This window comes from Fundidesulfovibrio sp., from assembly GCF_058402725.1.
Genome location: NZ_JBZVFJ010000037.1, coordinates 1 through 20,149 on the forward strand (window position 1 = coordinate 1; position 20,149 = coordinate 20,149).

22 protein-coding genes are annotated in these 20,149 nt (G+C 67.2%); 19 read left to right on the plus strand and 3 right to left on the minus strand.

Translation table 11 applies throughout. The features are described 5' to 3' along the window. The 14 genes from ACV4UX_RS06885 to ACV4UX_RS06950 all read left to right on the plus strand — a co-directional run. On the plus strand, nucleotides 1-470 hold a 470-nt coding region (locus ACV4UX_RS06885), incomplete at its 5' end, for a rod shape-determining protein (protein ID WP_491592578.1). Nucleotides 471-516: 46 nt separating this feature from the next. After that, complete coding sequence (locus ACV4UX_RS06890; protein WP_491592579.1) at nucleotides 517-858, plus strand: hypothetical protein; 342 nt, start codon at nucleotides 517-519, stop codon at nucleotides 856-858. Between the two features lie 98 nt (nucleotides 859-956). Beyond that, nucleotides 957-1,850 (plus strand): hypothetical protein, encoded by an 894-nt coding sequence (locus tag ACV4UX_RS06895; RefSeq protein WP_491592580.1) that lies wholly within the window; start codon nucleotides 957-959, stop codon nucleotides 1,848-1,850. A 9-nt stretch (nucleotides 1,851-1,859) separates the two neighbouring features. Further along, nucleotides 1,860-2,906: a hypothetical protein gene (locus ACV4UX_RS06900; protein ID WP_491592581.1), complete on the plus strand. Its 1,047-nt coding sequence runs from the start codon at nucleotides 1,860-1,862 to the stop codon at nucleotides 2,904-2,906. Beyond that, a complete protein-coding gene (locus ACV4UX_RS06905) occupies nucleotides 2,903-4,057 on the plus strand; it encodes a hypothetical protein (protein ID WP_491592582.1) in 1,155 nt (384 codons plus the stop codon). Before ACV4UX_RS06900 ends, ACV4UX_RS06905 begins: the two co-directional genes overlap by 4 nt. 126 nt (nucleotides 4,058-4,183) lie before the next feature. Further along, entirely contained in the window at nucleotides 4,184-5,674 is a 1,491-nt protein-coding gene (locus tag ACV4UX_RS06910) for a HEAT repeat domain-containing protein (RefSeq protein ID WP_491592583.1), read from the plus strand. After that, on the plus strand, nucleotides 5,671-6,252 hold the full coding sequence (locus ACV4UX_RS06915; RefSeq protein ID WP_491592584.1) for a hypothetical protein: 582 nt from the start codon (nucleotides 5,671-5,673) through the stop codon (nucleotides 6,250-6,252). Before ACV4UX_RS06910 ends, ACV4UX_RS06915 begins: the two co-directional genes overlap by 4 nt. After that, the gene (locus tag ACV4UX_RS06920; RefSeq protein ID WP_491592585.1) at nucleotides 6,239-6,943 is read left to right on the plus strand and encodes a hypothetical protein; all 705 of its coding nucleotides are present in this window, start codon (nucleotides 6,239-6,241) and stop codon (nucleotides 6,941-6,943) included. Before ACV4UX_RS06915 ends, ACV4UX_RS06920 begins: the two co-directional genes overlap by 14 nt. A gap of 39 nt (nucleotides 6,944-6,982) precedes the next feature. Then, nucleotides 6,983-7,489 carry a hypothetical protein gene (locus tag ACV4UX_RS06925; protein WP_491592586.1) on the plus strand — a complete coding sequence of 169 codons (507 nt, stop codon included), beginning with the start codon at nucleotides 6,983-6,985 and terminating at the stop codon, nucleotides 7,487-7,489. Nucleotides 7,490-7,534: 45 nt separating this feature from the next. Next, nucleotides 7,535-8,725 carry a disk-shape morphogenesis protein volactin gene (locus ACV4UX_RS06930; RefSeq protein WP_491592587.1) on the plus strand — a complete coding sequence of 397 codons (1,191 nt, stop codon included), beginning with the start codon at nucleotides 7,535-7,537 and terminating at the stop codon, nucleotides 8,723-8,725. A gap of 77 nt (nucleotides 8,726-8,802) precedes the next feature. Next, nucleotides 8,803-9,288 carry a hypothetical protein gene (locus ACV4UX_RS06935; protein WP_491592588.1) on the plus strand — a complete coding sequence of 162 codons (486 nt, stop codon included), beginning with the start codon at nucleotides 8,803-8,805 and terminating at the stop codon, nucleotides 9,286-9,288. A 4-nt stretch (nucleotides 9,289-9,292) separates the two neighbouring features. Next, nucleotides 9,293-10,207, plus strand: a complete 915-nt coding sequence (locus ACV4UX_RS06940) for a nucleotide-binding protein (protein WP_491592589.1) — start codon at nucleotides 9,293-9,295, stop codon at nucleotides 10,205-10,207. A gap of 35 nt (nucleotides 10,208-10,242) precedes the next feature. Next, complete coding sequence (locus tag ACV4UX_RS06945; RefSeq protein WP_491592590.1) at nucleotides 10,243-10,758, plus strand: hypothetical protein; 516 nt, start codon at nucleotides 10,243-10,245, stop codon at nucleotides 10,756-10,758. 27 nt (nucleotides 10,759-10,785) lie between these two features. After that, nucleotides 10,786-12,477, plus strand: a complete 1,692-nt coding sequence (locus ACV4UX_RS06950; protein WP_491592591.1) for an OmpA family protein — start codon at nucleotides 10,786-10,788, stop codon at nucleotides 12,475-12,477. Between the two features lie 78 nt (nucleotides 12,478-12,555). On the opposite strand, the gene ACV4UX_RS06955 is transcribed toward ACV4UX_RS06950, so the two are convergent. From ACV4UX_RS06955 to ACV4UX_RS06965, 3 genes are all read right to left on the minus strand, one after another. Further along, on the minus strand, nucleotides 12,556-13,386 hold the full coding sequence (locus ACV4UX_RS06955) for an EcsC family protein (protein ID WP_491592592.1): 831 nt from the start codon (nucleotides 13,384-13,386) through the stop codon (nucleotides 12,556-12,558). A 22-nt stretch (nucleotides 13,387-13,408) separates the two neighbouring features. After that, the gene (locus ACV4UX_RS06960; RefSeq protein ID WP_491592593.1) at nucleotides 13,409-14,305 is read right to left on the minus strand and encodes a sulfite exporter TauE/SafE family protein; all 897 of its coding nucleotides are present in this window, start codon (nucleotides 14,303-14,305) and stop codon (nucleotides 13,409-13,411) included. Between the two features lie 86 nt (nucleotides 14,306-14,391). After that, nucleotides 14,392-16,410: a potassium transporter Kup gene (locus ACV4UX_RS06965; RefSeq protein WP_491592594.1), complete on the minus strand. Its 2,019-nt coding sequence runs from the start codon at nucleotides 16,408-16,410 to the stop codon at nucleotides 14,392-14,394. 392 nt (nucleotides 16,411-16,802) lie between these two features. Here ACV4UX_RS06965 and ACV4UX_RS06970 point away from each other — a divergent pair, with 392 nt between their 5' ends. From ACV4UX_RS06970 to ACV4UX_RS06990, 5 genes are all read left to right on the plus strand, one after another. Continuing rightward, entirely contained in the window at nucleotides 16,803-17,009 is a 207-nt protein-coding gene (locus ACV4UX_RS06970) for a hypothetical protein (protein ID WP_491592595.1), read from the plus strand. A 204-nt stretch (nucleotides 17,010-17,213) separates the two neighbouring features. Then, entirely contained in the window at nucleotides 17,214-17,591 is a 378-nt protein-coding gene (locus ACV4UX_RS06975) for a hypothetical protein (RefSeq protein ID WP_491592596.1), read from the plus strand. Between the two features lie 15 nt (nucleotides 17,592-17,606). Further along, entirely contained in the window at nucleotides 17,607-17,942 is a 336-nt protein-coding gene (locus ACV4UX_RS06980; protein WP_491592597.1) for a hypothetical protein, read from the plus strand. Between the two features lie 201 nt (nucleotides 17,943-18,143). Next, a complete protein-coding gene (locus ACV4UX_RS06985; protein ID WP_491592598.1) occupies nucleotides 18,144-19,481 on the plus strand; it encodes a sigma-54 interaction domain-containing protein in 1,338 nt (445 codons plus the stop codon). A gap of 188 nt (nucleotides 19,482-19,669) precedes the next feature. Continuing rightward, nucleotides 19,670-20,044, plus strand: a complete 375-nt coding sequence (locus ACV4UX_RS06990; protein ID WP_491592599.1) for a hypothetical protein — start codon at nucleotides 19,670-19,672, stop codon at nucleotides 20,042-20,044. Nucleotides 20,045-20,149: the final 105 nt, after the last annotated feature.

Sequence of the window (20,149 nt, forward strand, 5' to 3'; positions counted from 1 at the left end):
ACCACATCGACGAAGTGTTCATGCGCGAAATCAAGCTGCGCCATCCCGAGGTGGACATCACCCTCAACATGGTCAAGCAGATCAAGGAAAACAATTCCACCATCTCCGACAAGGGCGAGGGCGTGGTGACCATGCTGCCCATCAAGGGCAAGCCCACCCCCGTGGACGTGACCGAAGAGCTCCTGACGGCCTGCCGTTCCATCGTTCCCGACGTGGTGGAGGCCATCCGGGTGCTCATCGCCTCCTTCGATCCGGAATTCCAGAGCCTGATGAAGGAGAACGTCATCCTCGCCGGAGGCGGCAGCCAGATCGGCGGACTGGCCCGCGAGATCGAGAAGTTCATGCAGGAAAACCTGGGCTACGGGAAGGTCATCAAGGCGGAGGAGCCCCTGTTCGCGGGCGCCAACGGCGGGCTCATGCTCTGCAAGGACATGCCCACCGAATACTGGGACGAGCTCAAGAACAAGTAGCAAACGGCCCCTCGCGGCCCCAACGTGCCCCAACAAGGAGAACGACATGCAGGATTCGACCAAGTACCACACCCTGGAACATCTGGGCGACATCTTCGTGGAAAAGATCGAGGCTGCCCTGGGATGGCTCCAGCGCTCCACCAAAGGCGTTTCGCTGACCTACCGCATCCACTGCATGGAAAAGGACCGCGAGGCCTCCTACGCGCGCATCGGCAGGCGCACCGTGTCCCTGCGCAAGCGCCAGCCCGCCAACGAACTCTTCAGCGATGAAGACATGGCGAGCCTCCTGGCCGAATTCGACGAAGTGGACGCCGAACTCTCCCGCGCCAAGGCCGAACGCGAGGCCAGGCTCTACCCCAACTACGCCGCCCAGGAACAGGCCGTCTAGGCGGTTCGCCCACTAGCGGCTGAGCGCGTTTGCGGACCGAGACCCACTGGAGCCCCGAGGACACGATGCCCGATGCAACGTTGACGAACGGAAAGCTGTTGCTGGCGACCGACAGCAGTGAGCTTCTGGACAGGCTGATCGGCCTTCTGGCCCCCTGCGCCGTGCTGGACACGGCCCTCGGGGTCCGGGAGGCCGCCTCCCTGGCCGAAAACGAGCGCTACGACGCCGCCGTATGGGCCTTTTCCCCGGGGGACGGGCTCGCGGCGCGCCTGGCGGCATTGGCCCACGACGGAGGCTCAGGGCAGGACGCGGCCGCGCTCGCGGAGATCCGGCGCATCCTGGAGGCCCACGCGCGCGACATGTTCGGCGCGCCCGCCCAGCCGGACATCCAGAGCGACGCCGACGACCTCGCCACCCGGATTGGCGCGCTCGTGGAGGAGAAGGTGGGCCAGTCCCTGGAAGCCCTCATCCAGGCCGAGCAGGAGGCGGAGCGCTTCGAGAAGGGGCTGCGGGAAGCCATCGCCCAGGCCGAAGCGGCCAGGCAGGAAACCGAAGCGGAACGCGCGGCGGCCCAGCGCGCCCGGGCCGAGTCCGAACGGCTGGCACGCGAACTCGAGGCGCAGCGCAAGGCCATGGACGAAGCCGCGGCCGGCTACGAGCAGGCCCAGGCCTCCCTGCGGGAGGCCCTGCGCGCCAGCCGCTCCGACCTCGATGCCGCGCTGCGCTCGGCTCACGAGCAACAGGCCGACATCCTGAGCGCACGCCAGGAGGCCGAGGAACTGCGCCGCAAGTTCGCCCAGACCGACGCGGAGAAGAAAAGCCTGCGCGAAGCGGCGGACACGCTGCGCGCCGAACTGGCCGTGCGCGGCCGCGAGGCCGAAGCGGCGCTCTCCAGGGCCGTCGGGGAACGGGATGCGCTGCGCAGGCAGCTTTCCGAGGCACAATCGCGCCTGGACGCCCTCCAGGCCCAGTGGGAACAAATCGTACGGTAGGACGCGCCCGTGAAGCCAGAACAGCCACTCCCCCCGGACGACTCCCTGCGCGAGCGCTGCCAGACGCTGCGCGACGCCCTGTCCGACCTGCGCTCGACGCTCGAACTGTTGCGCGGCCGCACCGACGGGTTCCGGGAGAAAATCCGCGGGGCGAACCGCGAACGGGCGGTGGCCAAGCGGGAAATCAGCCTCCTGCGAGACGGAATCTTCCAGGTGAGCGCCGTGCTGCGCGGCGTGGAGGCACGCTTCGCGCATCTGAAGCCGCGCCTGGCCGAAGCCACGAGCGAGCGCGAGGCGCTGCTCGAGAGCCGCGCCTCCCTGGCCGGGCGGCTCAAGGAATTGCGGACGGGCCACGAGGCCGCGCGGGAGCGCCTGGACAGCTTGCGCGCCCGCATGGATGCCGACGGGGCGGCCGTGGCCCTGCTCGAACCCCAGGTGGCCGCCTGCAAGGCCCGGTTTCCCTCGGGCCTGGACGACGGACAGTTCCGCTCGGAACGTTTTCTGGAAGAAGCCATGGCCCTGCTCCGGCGTGAAGAGGAGGCACGGCGCGAGATGTCCCTGGCGCTCGAGGAGAACGGCGAAATCGCGCGCGCCAAAGAAGAACTCGGCCGCCGCGTCGAGGAGGCCGGGCGGATTGTGGAGCGGGAGTTCGCCTGCAAAACGTTCCTGCAGAGGCGCTCGGAGTTGAGCGCTGTGCACGGCAGGCTGGAAGAAGTCCTGGCCAGGACCGAGTCCTCGGTCGAACAGACGTGGGAGAACGCCGCCATGCGCAGGCAGGCCATCCAGGAAATCCGCCGGAGCATCCAGGAATTGCGCGCGGTCGAGCAGGGCAAGTCCCAGGCCGTGGCAGCCTTTCTGGCGCTCAAGGAGGCCACCGACATGGAGAAGTCCATGCAGGAGAAGGCGCAGGCCGAGGCGGAGGAGGCCCGTGCGGCGCTGGAAGCCCTCCTGCGGCATCATGCCGTGCTCCAGCGCCGGCGCATGCTCTCGCAAAAGATGCTGGCCGCGATCCGGGACGTGTCGGGTCCAGCGCCTGACGCATCGGAGGCCATGTGAAATTTTCCAACGACAGGGTGTTGCGCGTCCTTGAGGACGTAAAGGCGCGGATGGCCCTGCGCGACGAACGCTCGAAACTCGCGGCCGAGGCCTGGCAACTCTCCCGGGAAGTGGAATACCTCTCCGATCAGGTGGAGGTCCAGCTCGCGGAACACGCGGCCCTGGCGGCCCAGGCCAGGGACATTGACGGCGAGCTGGAAGAACTGCGCGCGGCCGTGCTCCGCCTGCGCGGGGAACATGCGGCGCTGCCCGGGCACACCGATGCCCAAGCCCTGGAACAGGGCGTGCGGGAGAAGTACGAGGCCCTGCCCGCCATCGAAAGCGAGATCGAGGCGTTGCGCGTCGAAACGGAGGCCATGCGGGGCGAGATCGCCGGGCTGGAGGCGCATGCGCTGGAAACCGACACCCTCCTAAGGGAACTCGAGCCGCAGGCGGATCGCCTCGCCGCGCGCCGGGAGCGCCTCGGCGAGGAAAGGGCTCTGCTGTCCGGCGTGTGCGAGGCCCTCGACTCCTGGATCTCCAGCGCGCCCCAGGATGGGACGGCCCCCCTCTCCGACAGTTCCGCCTCGGCATTTCTGGAAGAGCTTGCCCGGCGCGCCGACTCCCGGGAGCGGGAGCTCGCCGGACTGCGCTCCGCCAACCAGGCCCTGACCCTGGAAAGGGAGAAGCTCGCCCGGCAGCTTGAGGCGCTTAAACGCCAGATTACGGGGAGCGCAACGAACCTCGCGGACCAGAACCTGGATGCCCTGGAGCGGGACGTCGCGACGTTGCTCGACAGGAACAAGGAGCTGCGCGAACACCTCCAGGCCGCACGGATGAGCGAACTCAAGGAGGCCAAGGAAACCCTGGCCACCGAGGAGGCCGAATTCGCCGCCGCCCAGAAGGACCTGCTCCAGGCCCGCCTGCGCATGGACGACATCGAGGACGCCTCGCGCGAGCTCTACGCGCGAGACGACCCCGCCGCCGTGCTCCTCGGCCTGCAGGCCGAGACCCTGGCAATCCAAAGACATCGCCGGGCGACGTCCGGCGTTGCCGAGGCCATGGCGCTCGCCGCGCGGCATGCCGCGCAAACCAACGAAACGCTCGAGGCGCAGATCGAAAGGCTGCGCTCGGCCATAAGCGCCCTAGGAGTCGCCGCCTACGGAGCGTAGCGGCAGGCCCAGGCGTGAACACGGACCAGGACGGCCGGCGCGCATTTCGCCCGAGCCATCCCAACCAAGGAGAAGACGATGACCTCGACGCAAAGACATGGTGTCCTCGGTGGCGTCGCTTTTGTCTTGAACACCACCGGCAGGGGCGTCGCCAAAGGGCTTGAGGCCGCGACGGGCCTCTTCGGGTCTTTCGGCAGCGTGTTCGATGGCGCGGCCGGCATGGTGAAGGGTTTCAGCCTGCCCAAGATCTCGCTGCCCGGCTCTGCGGCCGCCGCAGTTCGCAAGCGCATCAAGGAGTGCGAGGCCGTCATCCAGGAGCGCTACCTGGAAATAGGCAGGCAGAGCGCCAGCGGCGACGCAGACGACGCCCAGCGCAAGGACGCCATCCTCAAGCTGATCGAGGACGTGCGCGAATTCGAGCGCGAAATCAGCCGTCTGCGCGGCGGCCTGGCCGAAATGGACAGGAGCGAGGCCGCCCAGCCCGCCCCTTGCAAGCGCCCTGCCCGCAAGGCGATGAGCCAAGCCCAGGCCCAGAGGGAGCTGGCCCTGGCCATCCGCATGGCCCTGGACGGCGGGTCCTTCGCCGACAGTTCCGCCAAGGCGATGTTCAAGAAGGTGGCCGAAGATCTGCTGGACGAAGAGCCCGAGGTGCGCATCCTGGCCGCATCGGAACTCGGCAAGATGGGCGGCCCCGGCAGCGTGGGCGTGCTGGTCGCCGCAGCGCGCCTGGGCGACCCAGACCTCACCATGGAGGCCCTGAACGCCCTGAGCGGCGTGGACGATCCTGCCGCCCTGGAAGTGTTCAAGGATTCCACGACGCACCCCAAGTTCGGCGTGCGCCTGATCAGCCTGCGCGGCGTCTACAAGATGGCCCCCGAGGACGAGGCCGCCCCGGTGCTCATCGGATCGCTCTCCGACGAACACCCCGAGGTGCGCCGCACCGTGGCCGCCTACCTGGGCTGGAAAGACTTCCCCGGCGCGGTGACCGCCCTGCTCCAGTGCCTGCGCGACGAGGACGCCAACGTGCGCAAGAGCGTGGTGGGGGCCTTGGCCGCCCTGCGCGACGAAACCGCAGTCCCTGGCCTCATCCAGACCCTGGCCGACGAGAGCCTGGAGATCCGTGAAAAGGCTCTGGAAGCCATCCGGGGAATCACCGGCAAGTCCGTGCAGTTCGACCTCTCCGCCACCGGCGCGGAGCAGGACCGCGCCATCGCCTCCCTGCTCGAAAAATGGGCAGGACAGTCCATCCCGTCCGAAGAAGCCGCCCCCCCCGCCCCGCCCGTGGCGGAAGCGGCCCCCGCGCGTCCTGAGGCGGCGTCCGACCCCGTCCAGGAGGTCCAGACGGACGAGCCCATCCAGGCCGAAATCGTCTCCGAAGCCGTCGCTCCTGCCCAGGAAGCCCGCCCCGAGCCCGTCGCCCAGCAGGAATTCGGCCTTCCCGAGCCCGTCGAATGGGATGGCGCGGCCCCAGGCGGCACAGCTACCGTCGATCCGGACACCATCAAGGACCTCAACAAGGCCGACCTCATGGCCCTGTGCGCGAAGCTGGGCATCGAGTGCGATCCCAAGCTGAACAAGGCCGAAATCCGGAAGCTGCTCCTCGGGAACGCGGGATGAACGCCCAGGAGAACAACGGCCCCGACGGCCTCTCACTTTCCGGCGATGCCGGGGGCTCCACAGCCTCCGGCCCTTCCGGAGAGTCGGTCCAGCCGGACCCGGCTGTCCTGGCGGCCGAGCTCAAGGCCGTGCGCCTGCTCCTGGAAGAGCGCAACCGGGAACTCTCGTCCCTGATGGCCAAGGAGGACGCCCTGCGCCGCGAACTTCGGGAAAAACGCTCCGCAGAGCACGCGGCCATGGAGGAACTCACGTTCCTGACCCGCGAGCAGGCGCGCCAGGACAACGCCTGGCAAGCCGCCTCCGCCGAGCTCGAGGACAACGTGCTGGAGATCGAAAAAGGGGCTCGCCGCCTGGAGTTCGCTCGAGGGGAACTGGAAGCGCTGGACCGTCAGCTGGAATCCCGGATCGGCGACCTGCCCGAGCTTGTCAGCTGCAAGAACGACCTGGAAGACAGGATCAGCCAGGCTACGGCGCAGTTCGGCGACATCATGGAGCGACTGAGCAGCGCCGCCAAGGGCTTCAAACTCTCCTACTACCAGAGACGAAGCCAATTGCGGGGGAAACATGCCGCCTATTGACACCAGCATCAAGGATCACCTGAACGCCCTGCTCGACAGGGGCAAGGGAGCGGGCGCCGCCAAGGCCCCGGCCGCCTCCCCGGGCTCCACGGCGCTGCAGCGCGACGGCGCCTCCGTTGATTTCGAGAATGTGATCGCGGAGATGCTTGGCGCCATTCAGGACATGGAAACCCAGCTCTCTTCAGTCCTTGAAATCAACACGCTGCTCGAGACCGACCTGAACCAGGCCAAGGAGCGCATCCGCGAACTGCGCCAGGAACGCGAGAAGCTCCTCTCCACCATCGCGCGCCTCGAGGAGGAGATGCCCTCCAAGCGCGAGTTGCAGATGGTCATCGACCAGTTGATCGAGGAACGCAGCGACGCCGAAATCACCATCCGCGATCTGCGACGCCGCGACGAGCAGGTGGGGGCGGTTCTCAAGGGTCTGCAGGACGCCCAGCGCGCCCTGGAAGACTCCCGCGCGCAGTTGCAGAGCGAACTCGCCGCCGTCGAAGTCCGCCTCGAAGCGGCCCTCAAGGATTGCGGCAAGCTCGAAACCAGGAACCGGGCGCTGGAAGAAACAAACGTCGCCCACGCCGCCGCCATCAAGGAGCTGGAAGCAGACCTGCGCATGGCCCTGGACGAAAGATTCCGGCTTTCCATCGAACTCGATGAAACACGCCGGGCTCTGGCCGCCATGCAGGGGCGCTAGCCCGGCCCGGCGAAAGCACAAGGAAACGAGGTCAACCCTATGTCCGGCGAGCACGAGCCCAGCCTGAACGGCCGCACGGAACGGTTTCTCCCCGAGGCCGCCACGCTCCTGCGCGAGATCGAACGCTCCCGCGAGGTGCTGGCCGACCTCGACGCCGCAGCCCGCGCCTGCGCGGACAGGATCGCCGCGCTGCGCGACGAGTCCCGGCGCGTCGATCGCAATCTGGCCCTGCTCGGCGAGCGCAGAGAAGCCCTGATGGAAGCCATCGGTGAGGCGCGCCGCCGCACGTGCGACGCCCAGGCGGAAGCGCACGCCAGCTCCGCGCTCAAGGCGGCCATTCTCTCCGACCTGCGGGAGTTGCAGGCAGAGCGGGAGCGGGTTGTCGCCAAGCTCGCGTCCATCAAGGACGGCCTCAAGCGCATCGAGTCGGAGAAAACCGGCATCATGCCCGTGGGCAAGCGGCAATCCGAACTGCTGGGCAAGGCCCACTCCCTGATCAAGGAAGCCCACAACCGCATGGAGCTTTCCATCATCCTGAACAAGTAATCCCGGAGCGGCCCAGTGCCGCTCCCTGCCCAGGAGGATCCGTCCATGGCCGACCACAACGACTCCGAGAACATCTTCGAGCGCAAAGACCGCCTCGCCGACGCCGAAACGGCCGTGGGCGCCCCGGTGAACTGGGGATCGTCCGCCCCTGGAGACCAGAGCCTCGAAGCGGCCATCGCCGCCTCGCAGAAGCCCTCGGTAAACCAGCACATCGACGGCATCGACCAGGCCGAGCGCCCCAGCGGCCCCGTGGGCCTCGACGTGGGCACCAGCCGCATCGTGGCCGCGCAGAACATGCGCAACCACATCCACATCACCGAGCAGGTGAACGCCTTCTTCACCATCCCCATCTCCAAGTTCTCCCGGCGCATCCTGCAAAACCACGAGATCATGTTCTTCGAGCGCGGCGACCAGTTCTGCATCGTGGGCTCGTCGGCCGACAACTTCGCCAACACCTTCAACACCAGCTCCCGCAGGCCCATCCAGGGCGGCCTTCTGAGCCCGGCCGAGAAGGACGGCATCAGCGTCGTGCAGGCCGTGGTCAACACCCTCATCCAGAAGCCCAAACGCTTCGGCGAAACCATCTGCTACGGCATCCCCGGCGAGCCGGTGGACGGGCAGGCGGCGGCAGGGAAAGTGACCTACCACGAGCAGGTCATCAAGATGTTCCTGCAAAACCTCGGCTACACGCCCATCTCCATCAACGAAGGCATGGCCACCGTACTCTCCGAACTCGGCCAGGACGACTACACCGGCATCGGCATCAGCATGGGCGGGGGCATGTGCAACGTGTGCCTCTCCTACCTGTCCTTCCCGGTGATCACGTTCAGCATCCAGGCCGCAGGCGACTACATCGACACCATGACCGGCCAGGCCGTTGGCGAACCCGCCACCAAGATCAAGTTCATCAAGGAAGAGGAGCTCGATCTCTCCCGCGAAGCGGGCGACATGGTGCAGACGGCCCTGCACATCTACTACGACGCCGTCATCCACAAGCTGCTGCACAGCCTGCAGCGCGTGCTGGCCGCGTCCGACAAGCTGCCCAAGATCGCCAAGCCCATCCCCATCGTGCTCTCGGGCGGCACGGCCATGCCCAAGGGCTGCGTGAACAAGTTCCGCAAGGTGCTCGACACCGTTTCGCTGCCCATCGCCGTCTCCGACGTGCGCCTGGCGGCGGACCCCCTGCACACCACCGCGCGCGGCGCGCTCATCATGGCCATGAGCGAGTCCGCCTAGGACGCGAATCCCGGCCGCGCCTTCACGCCCGAAGGCGCGGCCCTCCCGAACCAGACGCCATGGACACAGGCTCCCCAATGCCCAGGCCGCCCCATGTGGCCGTGTTTTCCCCGGACTTCGTGCGCGGCAACGTGCTCCTGCGGCGTCTCGCCAGGGACACCCCCCGCGCGGCCCTGCACGACGCACTGGCCGCGCTGCGCCAGGGGGTTCGCGCTGCCCAGCCCCGCGTGGTGGTGTTTGACGCCACGGCAGCCTCGCCGGGCGAACTGCGCGCCCTGCCCGAACTCTGCCGGGAGCTCCCCCCCGGCTGCGAAGTCGTCGTGCTCGGCGCGTTGCCCGAAGGCTTCGGCCTCCCGGAAGAGCACGGGGTTGCCTCCGTCCTTCCGGGGACGCTCGACCCGGAAGCAGTCGCCCTGGCCGTAAGCCGCACCTGCGCGCGCCCCGCGCCGTCCGCCCGGACCAAGGAAGCCCCCGCGCCCCACACCATCGACGCCGCGCAACGGCCCGAAGCGCCTGCTCGCGACATCGAAACCGACCTGCTGGCTTTCCTCAAACTGGACTAGCGCCGTGACAGCACCCACTCCAGCGATCATCGCCGTCATCGGCCCCAAGGGCGGGGTCGGAAAAAGCACCATTTCGGCCAATCTGGCCATCTGCCTGGCCCGCACGGGCGCGCGCGTCATCGCGGTGGACCTCGACCTCGGATCGGCCAACCTCAACGTCCTGTTCGGCCACAGGAACGTGCCCTGCACGCTGGACGATTTCCTGTTAGGCAAGATCCCCGAGCTGGATCAGGCCGTCCTTCCCACCGGCATCGAGGGGCTTTCGCTCATTTCCGGGGGCAACGTCCCCGGCATCGCAAGCCTTCCCTACCAGCGCAAGATCAAGCTCATGCGCCACCTGCGCAAACTCCCGTGCGACTACCTCCTGCTGGACCTTGCTGCGGGCGTCACCAACAACGTGGTCGATTTCGCCCTCATGGCCGGGAAAAGCCTGCTCGTCACCACGCCCGACGTGCCCTCGCTCATGAGCCTCTACAGCTTCCTGAAAACCATGGTGTTCCGCAGGATGGCGCTGTACCTCAAGCAAGCCGGAGCCGCGGAGATCCTCGCGCTGCTTGAAATGGCCAAGGACGCCGAGAGCCACCCGGAACTGAAAACCTTCGAGGCCCTGCTCGAACGCGTCCACGCGGTCGATCCGTCGACGGCCGAAAAGATGCGGCGTGTCAACGCGCGCTTCGCGCCCGCCACGCTTGTCAACAGGGCCTCGGGAGACGCCGGAAGCAAGGCCGGAGCCACCATCAACAAACTGATGGAAAAATTCCTGAACATCACCGTGCACGACATTTTGACCGTGCGCGAAGACCCCGCCGTGACCAGGGCGGCCATGAAGCTCCGGCCCGTGCTGCTCGAGGAGCCCGGCTGCCCCTTCGGCAAGGACCTGGCAAGGGCTGCCGCGTTCATCGTGAACAAAGGGCCATGACCATTCAAAGCCAGAACCAGCAAGCGCGAGGGGCCATGGAAGAACAACACGCCACCGCACCAGCGGCACAGGAATCGGCGCGCCAGCCCGAGACGGCCTTGATTTCCGGCCTCGTGTCCCGTCTCACAGGCCAGAACCAGCGGCTGGCCCTGCTGATGGAGCAGTTCGCCGCCGCGGAAGCGCAACGCCGGATGGTCTTCGAGGAGCGCATCTTCGAACTTCGCTCCGTGGCCAGGCAGGCCCTCGAAGAGAAAGAAAGGCTCGAACACGCCGCAGCCCGGTCCAAGGCCGAGCTGGCGGCCATGAGCGCCCAGGCCGCGCGCTTCGCCGACCGCGCCTCCCAATGCCAGGAGCGCCTTGAAACGGCCCAGCGCGAGGTGGATGTGCTCAGGCGGGAGCTCAACTCCTGCCGCGACAGGCTGGTCGATTCGGAACGCGCGCGGCACGAGGCGCAGGACGCCCTGCGCTCCCAGCGGGAGGTCAACCAGGAGCTCAAGCGCGACCTGGACCGCCTCCAGCGCCAATGGCAGCAGATCATCGACCGGGACTGATAACCTCACGCCCGTATGGGAGGCGACATGTCGGCAACGGCGCCCAACGAACACGACGGCCCCGGGAATTCCTCCATCTCCGGACTTTCCAATCTCGCCGAGTCGCAGGAGCGGGTCCTTTCCCTGCTGGAGGCCACGGCTTCGCGGCTGGCCATGGTGGAGTTCGCCCCGGCCGCGCCGGCTTCGGACGAAGAGAAGGAGCGGCTCCGCCAGGAGACCAAGTCCCTGTCCGCCGCCTTGGAGCAGGAGCGCCTGAACGCCGCTCGGGAACGCGACGAGGCGCAGGAACTGCTGCGCCAGGCCGGGCAGGAGCTGGAGCAGGCAGCCCTCGCCACGCAAGAGGAGCGCCGCCAGTCCGAGGAGCTGGCCCAGGAACTCGGAGCGGCGCGCTCCCTGCTCGAAAAGGCGCGCGCCGACGCGCTGCGGGCGCAGGGAGACCTGGACTCCGCGCGCGGGGAAATGGAGCGCCTGAGGGACGAACTGTCCCGATCCAATCCTGCGCCCGAGATCGAGGAGGCCAAGGCCGCTGAGAAAGCCCTGCACGAAGAGTGCTCGCGCCTGGACACCGCCCTTACTGAGGAGCGGCGTCGCGCGGAGCAGGCGGAGGCCCGGATGCGCACGCTGGCCGCCGGACGCGACGAGGCGCAGGAAAGGCTTGCCCTGGCTGAGGATCGCGCTCGCTCGGCGGAGAAGCGCATCCAGGAGCTGGAAACCTTTGGCCAGGAGCTGGAGGCGAGAGGACAAGAGCTGGAGGCGAGGCGGCAGATGCTGGAGGCGAGGCTGGCCGAAGCGCTCGCCGCCGCAGAGCAGACGACGCCCGCCTCCACCGGCACGGAGCAGGAACAAGCGCCTCACCGCACGGACGCTGCGGACGCTTCCGGCGTGCGTTTCTGGAAAAGCTGCTGCCTGGGCCTGATGCTCGTGCTTGTGGTGGCTCTTTCCGCCCTCTGGGGGGACGGGGATCGCCAGAGACCACAGCCTCCGGTCCAGCGCCCCGCGTCCGGCGAAGCCGCGCGGACGTCTGGCGCGGAGGACAAGGAACGCCCCGTTTCGCCCCGGGAGCACGCAACCGGAGTGGCCGTGCAGCCGGTACAGCCCGGCGAGCCCCGGGCCAAAGCTGAACAGCAGACGCCGCCCCCTGCCCCCGCCGCTCCCGTTGCCCCCGCAGCTCCCGTCGAACCCGTTGCGCCCGCAGCTCCCGTCGAACCCGTTTCGCCCGCTCCCGCGCCGCCAACGGCCCCGGCTTCCCCCGGGAAGGAAATCATCTCCGCCGCCGCACCCGGGACCGCACCAACAGCTGGGCCTCCTCCTGCAGCGGCCCCAGCCGTGTTGCCTCAAACGCCGCCTGCGAAGCCCGAGGCTGCAGGTCCGGACCAGTTCAGCCTGCCCTTTCCGCCTGCCGCTGATGTTCTGAGCCCGGCCCAGGGCAAGGACATCGCGGAGTTGGTCAAAAAGATCCTGGCCAAGCCGCGCAAGGCCGTGCTTGTGCTGGGCTACGCCGATGCCCAGCCGCTGCGTGGAGTGCTCGCCAAACGCTACCCTGACAACGTGGCCCTGGCCCAGGCCCGGGCCCTGGCCGTGGCCCGGGCCCTGGTGGCGGGCGGCGTTCCGGAAAAACTGGTGACGGCCTGCGGAGTGGGCGCCGTACGCCCGTTGTCCTCCGGCCAGCCTGCGGCAGGCGGCCTGCTGGCCCGTCGGGCCGACGTGCTGGCCTGGTAATGGTAACGCTCCGGGGAACCGGCGCGACGCCCCGGAGCGTCGCGCCGGTTCCTCCGTGATTTCCCCGACCGGCTGAGGTCAGTCCAGGGAGGCCACGGCGGAGCGAACCGCCTGCGCGCCCCACTCCCGTTCAAGGCGGCGGATCATGAAGTGCCCGCGCGCCGTGCGCTGGTAATGGTCCAGGAAGATGGCGTTGAGGGCGGCCCCGCCGATGGCCCCGGCCAGGGGGAGCGACTGCGCCAGGAACTTCTCCTCCAACATCACTCCGAAGCGCGGGGCGATGAACTCGACCATGCGCAAGAGGGAAGGGCGCAGCGTGTTGCGTTGCGCGCCCGAGGCCACGAAGGTCAGGGCGGTGCGCACCTCTTGCGCGAAGAGCGAGCGGGTGGTGAAGTAGCTGGCCAGCACGGGCTCGTCCGGGGCGTGCTCGCCTTCCAGCCCGAAGACCTCGATGCAGGCCAGGCGTGCCTCGACGCGGCGCAGATCCTCCCCGTGGTGCCTGGCCAGAGCGGCGATGGAGCGCAGCATGATCGAGGTCGAGACCGTGATTTCCAAGGGAAGCGAAGCCAGGCCGCCGAAACCGCCGATGCCCCCGGAAAGCATCACGCCCCATTTGTGCAGGCGCGATTGGTCGCTGCGCGCCTCCTCGTTCATAGTGTGGGAGATGACGTATTCGGAGAGCTTGAGCAGCGCCCCGCGCGACCCCTTGGCAATGGCCTCGCGCGCCTTGCGGGGCAGAAGGGCGTAGGCCTGGTCCACGGGCGTGCCGAGCGTCGTGAGGAAACGGTGGGACAGGCCGCGGTGCTCAAGCAGCGTCCTGGCCGTCCGCAACTGCTCCATGGCCGGAGCGTCCAGTGCCTCGCCCGGCCCCTTCCCGGGCGCTATGGTGCGGACCGGCGGCGAATCCATAGGCGTGCGCGGCCTCCAGGGATCAGTAGTTGAAGAACATCAGCTTCACGCTGAGCACGAGGAACACCGGAATGAGCAGGCGCAGCAACGTCTTGTCGCTGAAGCGCGGCGAGAGGCGCGCACCGATCTGCGCGCCCACGATGGTGCCTGCGGCCAGGCTCAGGGCCGTCTTGTAGGGCAGCGTGGTCGAATACAGGAGAGCGATCAGCGTGAAGCCGGAGTTGATGGCGGTGATGTAGTGCGATGTGGCCGTGGCGATGTGCACGGGGAACTTGAGGATGTACACGAGCGCGGGAACCTGCATGAGCCCGCCGCCGATGCCGAGGAACGTGGAAAGAGCGCCGATCAGCGCCGTCACCCCCATGCCCAGCGGCTCGTCCACGGTGTAGGCGAAGGTGTTTCCCTGGCGGTCTACGATGCGCCTGGACGCGGGCTTGCGCACGTCGGAGTCGGCTTCGGAGAGGAACTCCGCTCCGAAGCTCAGGCGCGGCTTCCTGCCGCGCCGCCGCAGATGCTTGAGCCCGCCGAAGAAGGGGCTGATGCTTCGCCCGTCGGCGCTCACCGGCTTGGCGTAGATGTAGAGGGCCAGAAGCAGCAGGAAGAACCCGAACAGGAACGAGAACACGTTCATGTGGATCCAGTGGATGGCCATGACGCTTGCGATGCCGCCCGGTATGGCCACAAGGCCGAACTTGGTGCCGCTGGCCATGTCCACCCGCCACTCGCGCATGTAGGCGATGGTGCCGGAGAGGGTGTTGCAGAAGATCGCCAGCACCGAAACGGCCACGAGCGTTGGCGTGTCGTAATGGTAGAACATGGCCAGCACCGGCACGATGAGCGGGCCGCCGCCGATGCCCGCGAGCGTCCCGTAACAGCCGACGAACAACCCGAACAGAACCAGGGCGGCGATTTCAAGCATGAATGCATCCTTGCGGACAATGCTGACGGCTTCGCGGCGCAACGCTCCCGCGACGGCCGCATGCGTCCGCGTGTTCCGTAAAAGGCCTATTCGACATCGCCGGCCTCGCTGAACACGCGGTCGTCGGGGATGCCGAAAAAGGTGAACGCCGGGGGCTCGCCATGGAAGAGCAGGCCGCCCACGGCGTCGAGCGTCTTCTCCCAGGGGCCGTGCCCGGGTTTGGGGCGGCCGTGGCCTCCCAGACAATAGACGAGGGAGGGGTCGTGGGGCACGCCGTGGCTCTCGGCCTCGTCGAGGAGTTCCGGCACGTTCGGGTGCTCCATGAATCCGTAGCGGGCCACGACATGGTGGACGCCCTGGCCCAGGTGTCGCACGGCCAAGCGCTTGCCCTCCTCAACGGTGGGGTCGCCGGTCCTGCGCAGGCACACGATCACGACGTGCTCATGCAGAACGCCGCGCTCCCCGAGAAAATCCACCAGGGATTTTGGAGTGTTGGCAACCTCAAGGCCCAGAAAGACCGCCGTGCCGGGAGCGCGCGCCAGCGGAATCTCGGCCAGACGCCTCATGAACGACTCCAGCGGGATGGAGCCTCTTGAAAGCGTCAGACGCCAATTGCCGTCCAGATGGCGCTTGCTGGCCAGCATGCACAGCATGGCCGCACAGGCCGCCAGCAGGACGAACCAGCCGCCGCTGACTATCTTGAGGAGGTTCGTGCCGAAGAAGAGCAGGTCCAGAATCAGGAACCCCGAAACCAGCGAAGCGGCGATCCACAGGGGCCATTTCCAGTTGCGTGTGATGACCAAGAAATAGAGGCAGGTGGTCACCACCATGGTTCCCGTGACGGCGAGGCCGAACGCACCGGCCATGTTGGCCGACTCGCGGAAGGCGAACACCAAAAGAACGCTCGCGCACATCATGATGGTGTTGATGGCCGGTATGTAGATCTGGCCCGGAATGATCCAGGAGGTCTGCATGACGCGCATCCTGGGCAGATAGTCGAGCAGGATGGCGTGGCGGGCGAGGGAGAACACCCCCGAAATCATGGCCTGCGAGGCGCAAATGGTGGCCATGGAGGCAAGCAGCACCATGGGGATGCGCAGCGCGCCGGGCACGATGCCGTAGAAAGGGTTGGAGACGATGGCCGGGTCGAGCAGAAGACCCGCCCCCTGCCCGAAATAGTTGAGCGTGAGCGCCGGAAGCACGATCGAAAACCACGACACCCGGATGGGCTTCGCGCCGAAATGCCCCATGTCGGCGTACAGGGCCTCGCATCCTGTGATGCACAGCACCACCGACCCAAGCACAGCGAATCCCGAGAGGCCGTGGCGGAACAGGAAATCCAGGGCGTGGTGCGGGGCCAGCGCCGCCAGCACCTCGGGAGCGCGCGCGATCTGTCCGAGGCCGAGCAGGGCGATAGAGGCGAACCACGTGAGCATCACGGGGCCGAACAGCCGCCCGATGCTCCCCGTGCCGCGACGCTGCAGGGCGTAGAGTCCGATCAGGATGGCCGCAGTGAGCGGCAGCACCGCCGGACGCGCCACGTCGGTGGCGTACCCAAGGCCCTCCACAGCCGAAAGCACCGAGATGGCGGGCGTGATCATGCCGTCGCCGAAGAACAGCGCCGCGCCCGCAAGCGTGCACAGCACGATGAGCTTCACGGAGCGGGCCGAGAAATGGTTGCCGTCCTTGCGCAGCAGGTTGAACAGCGCGAACAACCCGCCCTCGCCCTTGTGGTCGGCGCGCATGATGAACAGCACGTACTTGAGAGTGACCACCAGCATGAGCGACCAGAACACCAGCGACAACACGCCCAGGATGTTGGTCTCGCTCGGCGCGAGGGCTCCGTCGTGGAAGCAGGCCTTGATGGCGTAGAGCGGGCTCGTCCCGATGTCGCCGAACACGACGCCGAGCGCGCCCAGGGCCAGGGCCGGGGTGAGCGCGCCAAGATCACGCCCCGCGTGGCCGCTCACGACCCCAAGAGGGTCGCGCGCCGCCGGGTGCAGACCGCGCATGGCGTAGCTGCGCAGGAACCCGTCCACAAGGGGGGCGCTCGAAGGGTCTTTCCCGCGCGGGAGCCGCGCGCCGGAGGGGGGCGTCTTGTGCATGTTCGACGAGGAGTGGCGGAGTTCCCAACTCTCCCGCAGCGTTGGTTGCGGCAGGCCAGATGCGTTCGTGCTTATTTCCTTTTTCTTTACCGAATTTCTTCCGCCAGTCAAGGACGCGAACGCTGAGGAATGCACTGGCAGCGGCCTCCCCTCATGCATGTTCGCACATCCCCCCTTCTCGTGGCTGTGTTTCTCCGGAACGTGGCATTGCACTTCAACTGTTGGCCATGCCCATGTCGAACTCCTTAGAGTTTGTTTCACCACATCTGTGGATCGCAAGCGGAGGACATGTCTGACATGGAGTTTCCTGCCGCAACCATCTTCACGCGCCACCCGCAGGAGCCCTGCACCCGCGCGCTTGCCTTCCGGCTCAGGATGCCTATGGTTGCTCCATGAAAACACTCACCCTTCCTTTTCTGGCGTTTCTTGGCTTCGAAGGCTGCCTGTGCCTTGTCGTCCTTCTCAAACTCGCCCCCGCCGCCATCAAGACGGGAAGCGCCCTGGCCGTTGCAGGCGCCATCGGAGCGGCCATTCCGTGGAGCCTTGTGGCCGCGACAGGCCTTGCCGTCTGGCGATTCGCCGCCTCGCGCCGGAACTGACGCCCAACGACCCTGATATTCCATGGCCTGGAAGCTACTTACGGAAAGAGAGGGATTTTCTCCAAATGATATTGACATTGATTCTCACTACCACTAGAAGGCTGCCATCCCCACCGGGGAGAATTTCCATCACGGAGGTTCCAGATGTTTCTTCAAGGCTCTTACCCCCCTGGCCTGGACAACCCGGCCGCAGCCTTCCAGCATATGCCCCCCAACTGCCCCGCCTACCGCTTCGATGAGGTTTCCTACGAAGCCCGCAAGGAACAGATCCGCCAGCGGGCCTCCCTGCGGCGCGAGGCGGAAGCAGGTCCAACCGACGAGGCCCAGAAGGTCTTTCAGGCCGCCCTCAGAATCAGGAACGGGCGCAGCGCCAAACGGCGCAGGATCGCCCTGGGGGTGTCCCTGGCCATAGGCGCGGCGGTTGTGCTTGCCCACCCCGCCACGCGCGGCGCCGCCATGGCCCTGGGGCGCACCCTGGGCGCTGCGCTCCCCGGCGGCATCGTCGGAGCGCTCGCGGACCACGTTTCCGTGCCCATCGTGTCCAAAGGCCTGGCCCTGGCCGGCTTCGCCACGCCTCTGTAGAGGAGCCGCACGCTCATGGCATCGCTTCACGTTCTCGAAAGGCCGACAGAGGCTCTTTCCACGGTCCTCCGGGACGCGCCGCGGAACCTCGCGCCGGGGATTTCCCGGCCAGACGCCGCCTCCCGGGCCACCGCACTCCCCTCGCGGGCGGTCCAGACCAGGGGCGTCACCAGAAAGCAGTGGCGCACGGTCGCCAAGACCGCCCTGGGCGTGGGACTGGGCGCCCTCGCCCTGACGGGCTTCGGAGGAAGCCGCGCCCTGAAGGTCCACACCGCGCTGGGTTTCGCCTTCGTGGCGCTCAGCCTCTGGCACGTCTCGCTCTACAAGTCCCACAAGAAACACTGCGCCTGATCCAGGGCGCACCCGCCCCTCTCCTTCCTGCGCGACGCGGCCCCCTTCCCGGCGGGCCGCGTCGCGCGCCGTGCGCGTTCCACCTGCAATTCCGCCCGCTGCGGTGCGGTTTGCCGCATCCCTGCGCCGTATTCCGTTCGACGGCGCATTCATGCTACCCAACGCGCGGGCCCATGCCCGTTCTCTCCAAGGAACCACACCATGACCTTTCCCGGCCACATCCATTGCGACTCCATCATGGACAGCCTCGCTGACGGAGTCTTCACCGTCGACAAGGACTGGACCATCACGTTCTTCAACCGCGCCGCCGCGAACATCACCGGCATCCCGGCCGTGCAGGCGGTCGGACGCAAATGCCGCGACGTGTTCCACTCCTCCATTTGCGACGGAGCCTGCGCCCTCAAGACGTGCATGGAGCAGAACCTTTCCATGACCAACAAGTCCATCCACATCGTCAGGCCGGACGGGAAACGCATCCCGCTGTCCATCAGCGCCTCGCCCCTGCGCGACAAGGGTGGACGCATCATCGGCGGCGTCGAAACGTTTCGCGACCTCTCGGACATCTCGCTCATGCGCCGCCAGTTGCAAGGGGAGCGCACTCTGGAGGACATCATCACACGCAGCAGGAGCATGACCCGCGTGCTGGACATCCTCCCGCGCATCGCCGCAAGCCGGACCTCGGTGCTGCTGCTTGGGGAATCCGGCACGGGCAAGGAGTTGGTCGCCAGGGCCATCCACAACATGAGCCCCCGCAAGAACGGCCCCTTCGTAACCGTCAACTGCGGCGCGCTGCCCGAAACGCTCATGGAATCTGAGCTCTTCGGCTACAAGAAGGGCGCCTTCACCGACGCCAAAACCGATCACAAGGGGAAATTCCAGGCGGCCCACAAAGGCACGATCCTGCTCGACGAACTGGGCGACCTGCCCTACCGCCTGCAGGTGAAGTTGCTGCGCGTGCTGCAGGACATGATCGTGGAGCCCCTGGGCTCGGCCAGCCCCGTCGCGGTGGACGTGCGCGTCATCGCCGCGACGAACCTTGATCTCGAAGCCATGGCCGCCGCAGGCCAGTTCCGCCAGGATCTCTTCTACAGGCTCAACGTGGCGAGAATCGCGCTGCCGCCCCTGCGCGAACGCCCCGAAGACATCCCCTTGCTGGCCAGGCATTTCCTCGAGCACTTCAACGCCGTCCAGGCCTGCCAGGTGGAGGGGCTCTCGGAAGACGTCACCTTCCTGCTGTTGCGCCACACCTATCCCGGCAACATCAGGGAGTTGCGCAACATTCTGGAGTACGCCACGCTTCTGCAGCACAAGGGATTCATTCAGGTGGAGCACCTGCCGGAGTACCTGCACCCCGATCCGCAGCAACCGGCCCTGGCCCGCCCCGGCATGACCCTGCGGGAGATCAAGCGCCAGGCCGCGCTCCAAAGCATCAAGCGCAACGGCGGGCGCAAGATGGCGGCATGCCGCGAACTCGGCATCAGCAAGGACACCCTCCGCAGGATTCTCGGAAACGGGCAGCACCCGACCGACGACGCATAACGCGCCTGACACGGTTTCCTCGCGGGCCCATTTTGCGCCGCTCTCCGACCAGCCAAACGCTAACCACTTAACATTACTGACCAGCATTTCTGGCCCAATCCATGCTGTGCTTGTATTTCGCCTCGCAGCAGCGCAGGCGACGGAGCTTTCCGTCTCCGTAAACCACAACACGACAGGATTTGTGCATCATGCTGGGCGAATCGTGGAGGATGTTCGAAGGCGCATCCGGGATCAAGGCGAAGCCGCTTCTGTACTTCCTCCTTGCGACAGCCGGGGCGGCTCTGGCCGCCACCGGAATCTACTGGGGGGTCTACGGCTACAAGCATTGGAACGGCGACATGGCCGTGGCCGGGCGCATCCTGACCGCAGCGGGGACCGCCCCGGTCCGCGCGCCCTCGCCTGCCGCCGGAATGGGCCAGTACGTGTGCCCCGTGCACGGCGCCGTCGGCATGCCCCGCTTCAACACGGCTGGCGTGCCGCTCTGCCCCGTCGGCGGTGAGGCCATGCAGTTTCGCGCCGCCGTGACGGCAGGGGCCACCCCCGCTGCGTTCGCAGGCGGCTGAGGCGGCGGCATGACTGGCCCGGCGGGCCAGACGACCCCGAACTCCTTCCGACAGGTCGCGGCCGCTTCTCCCGCCCCCCAAATGGGCCAGAATGCGCAGGAAACC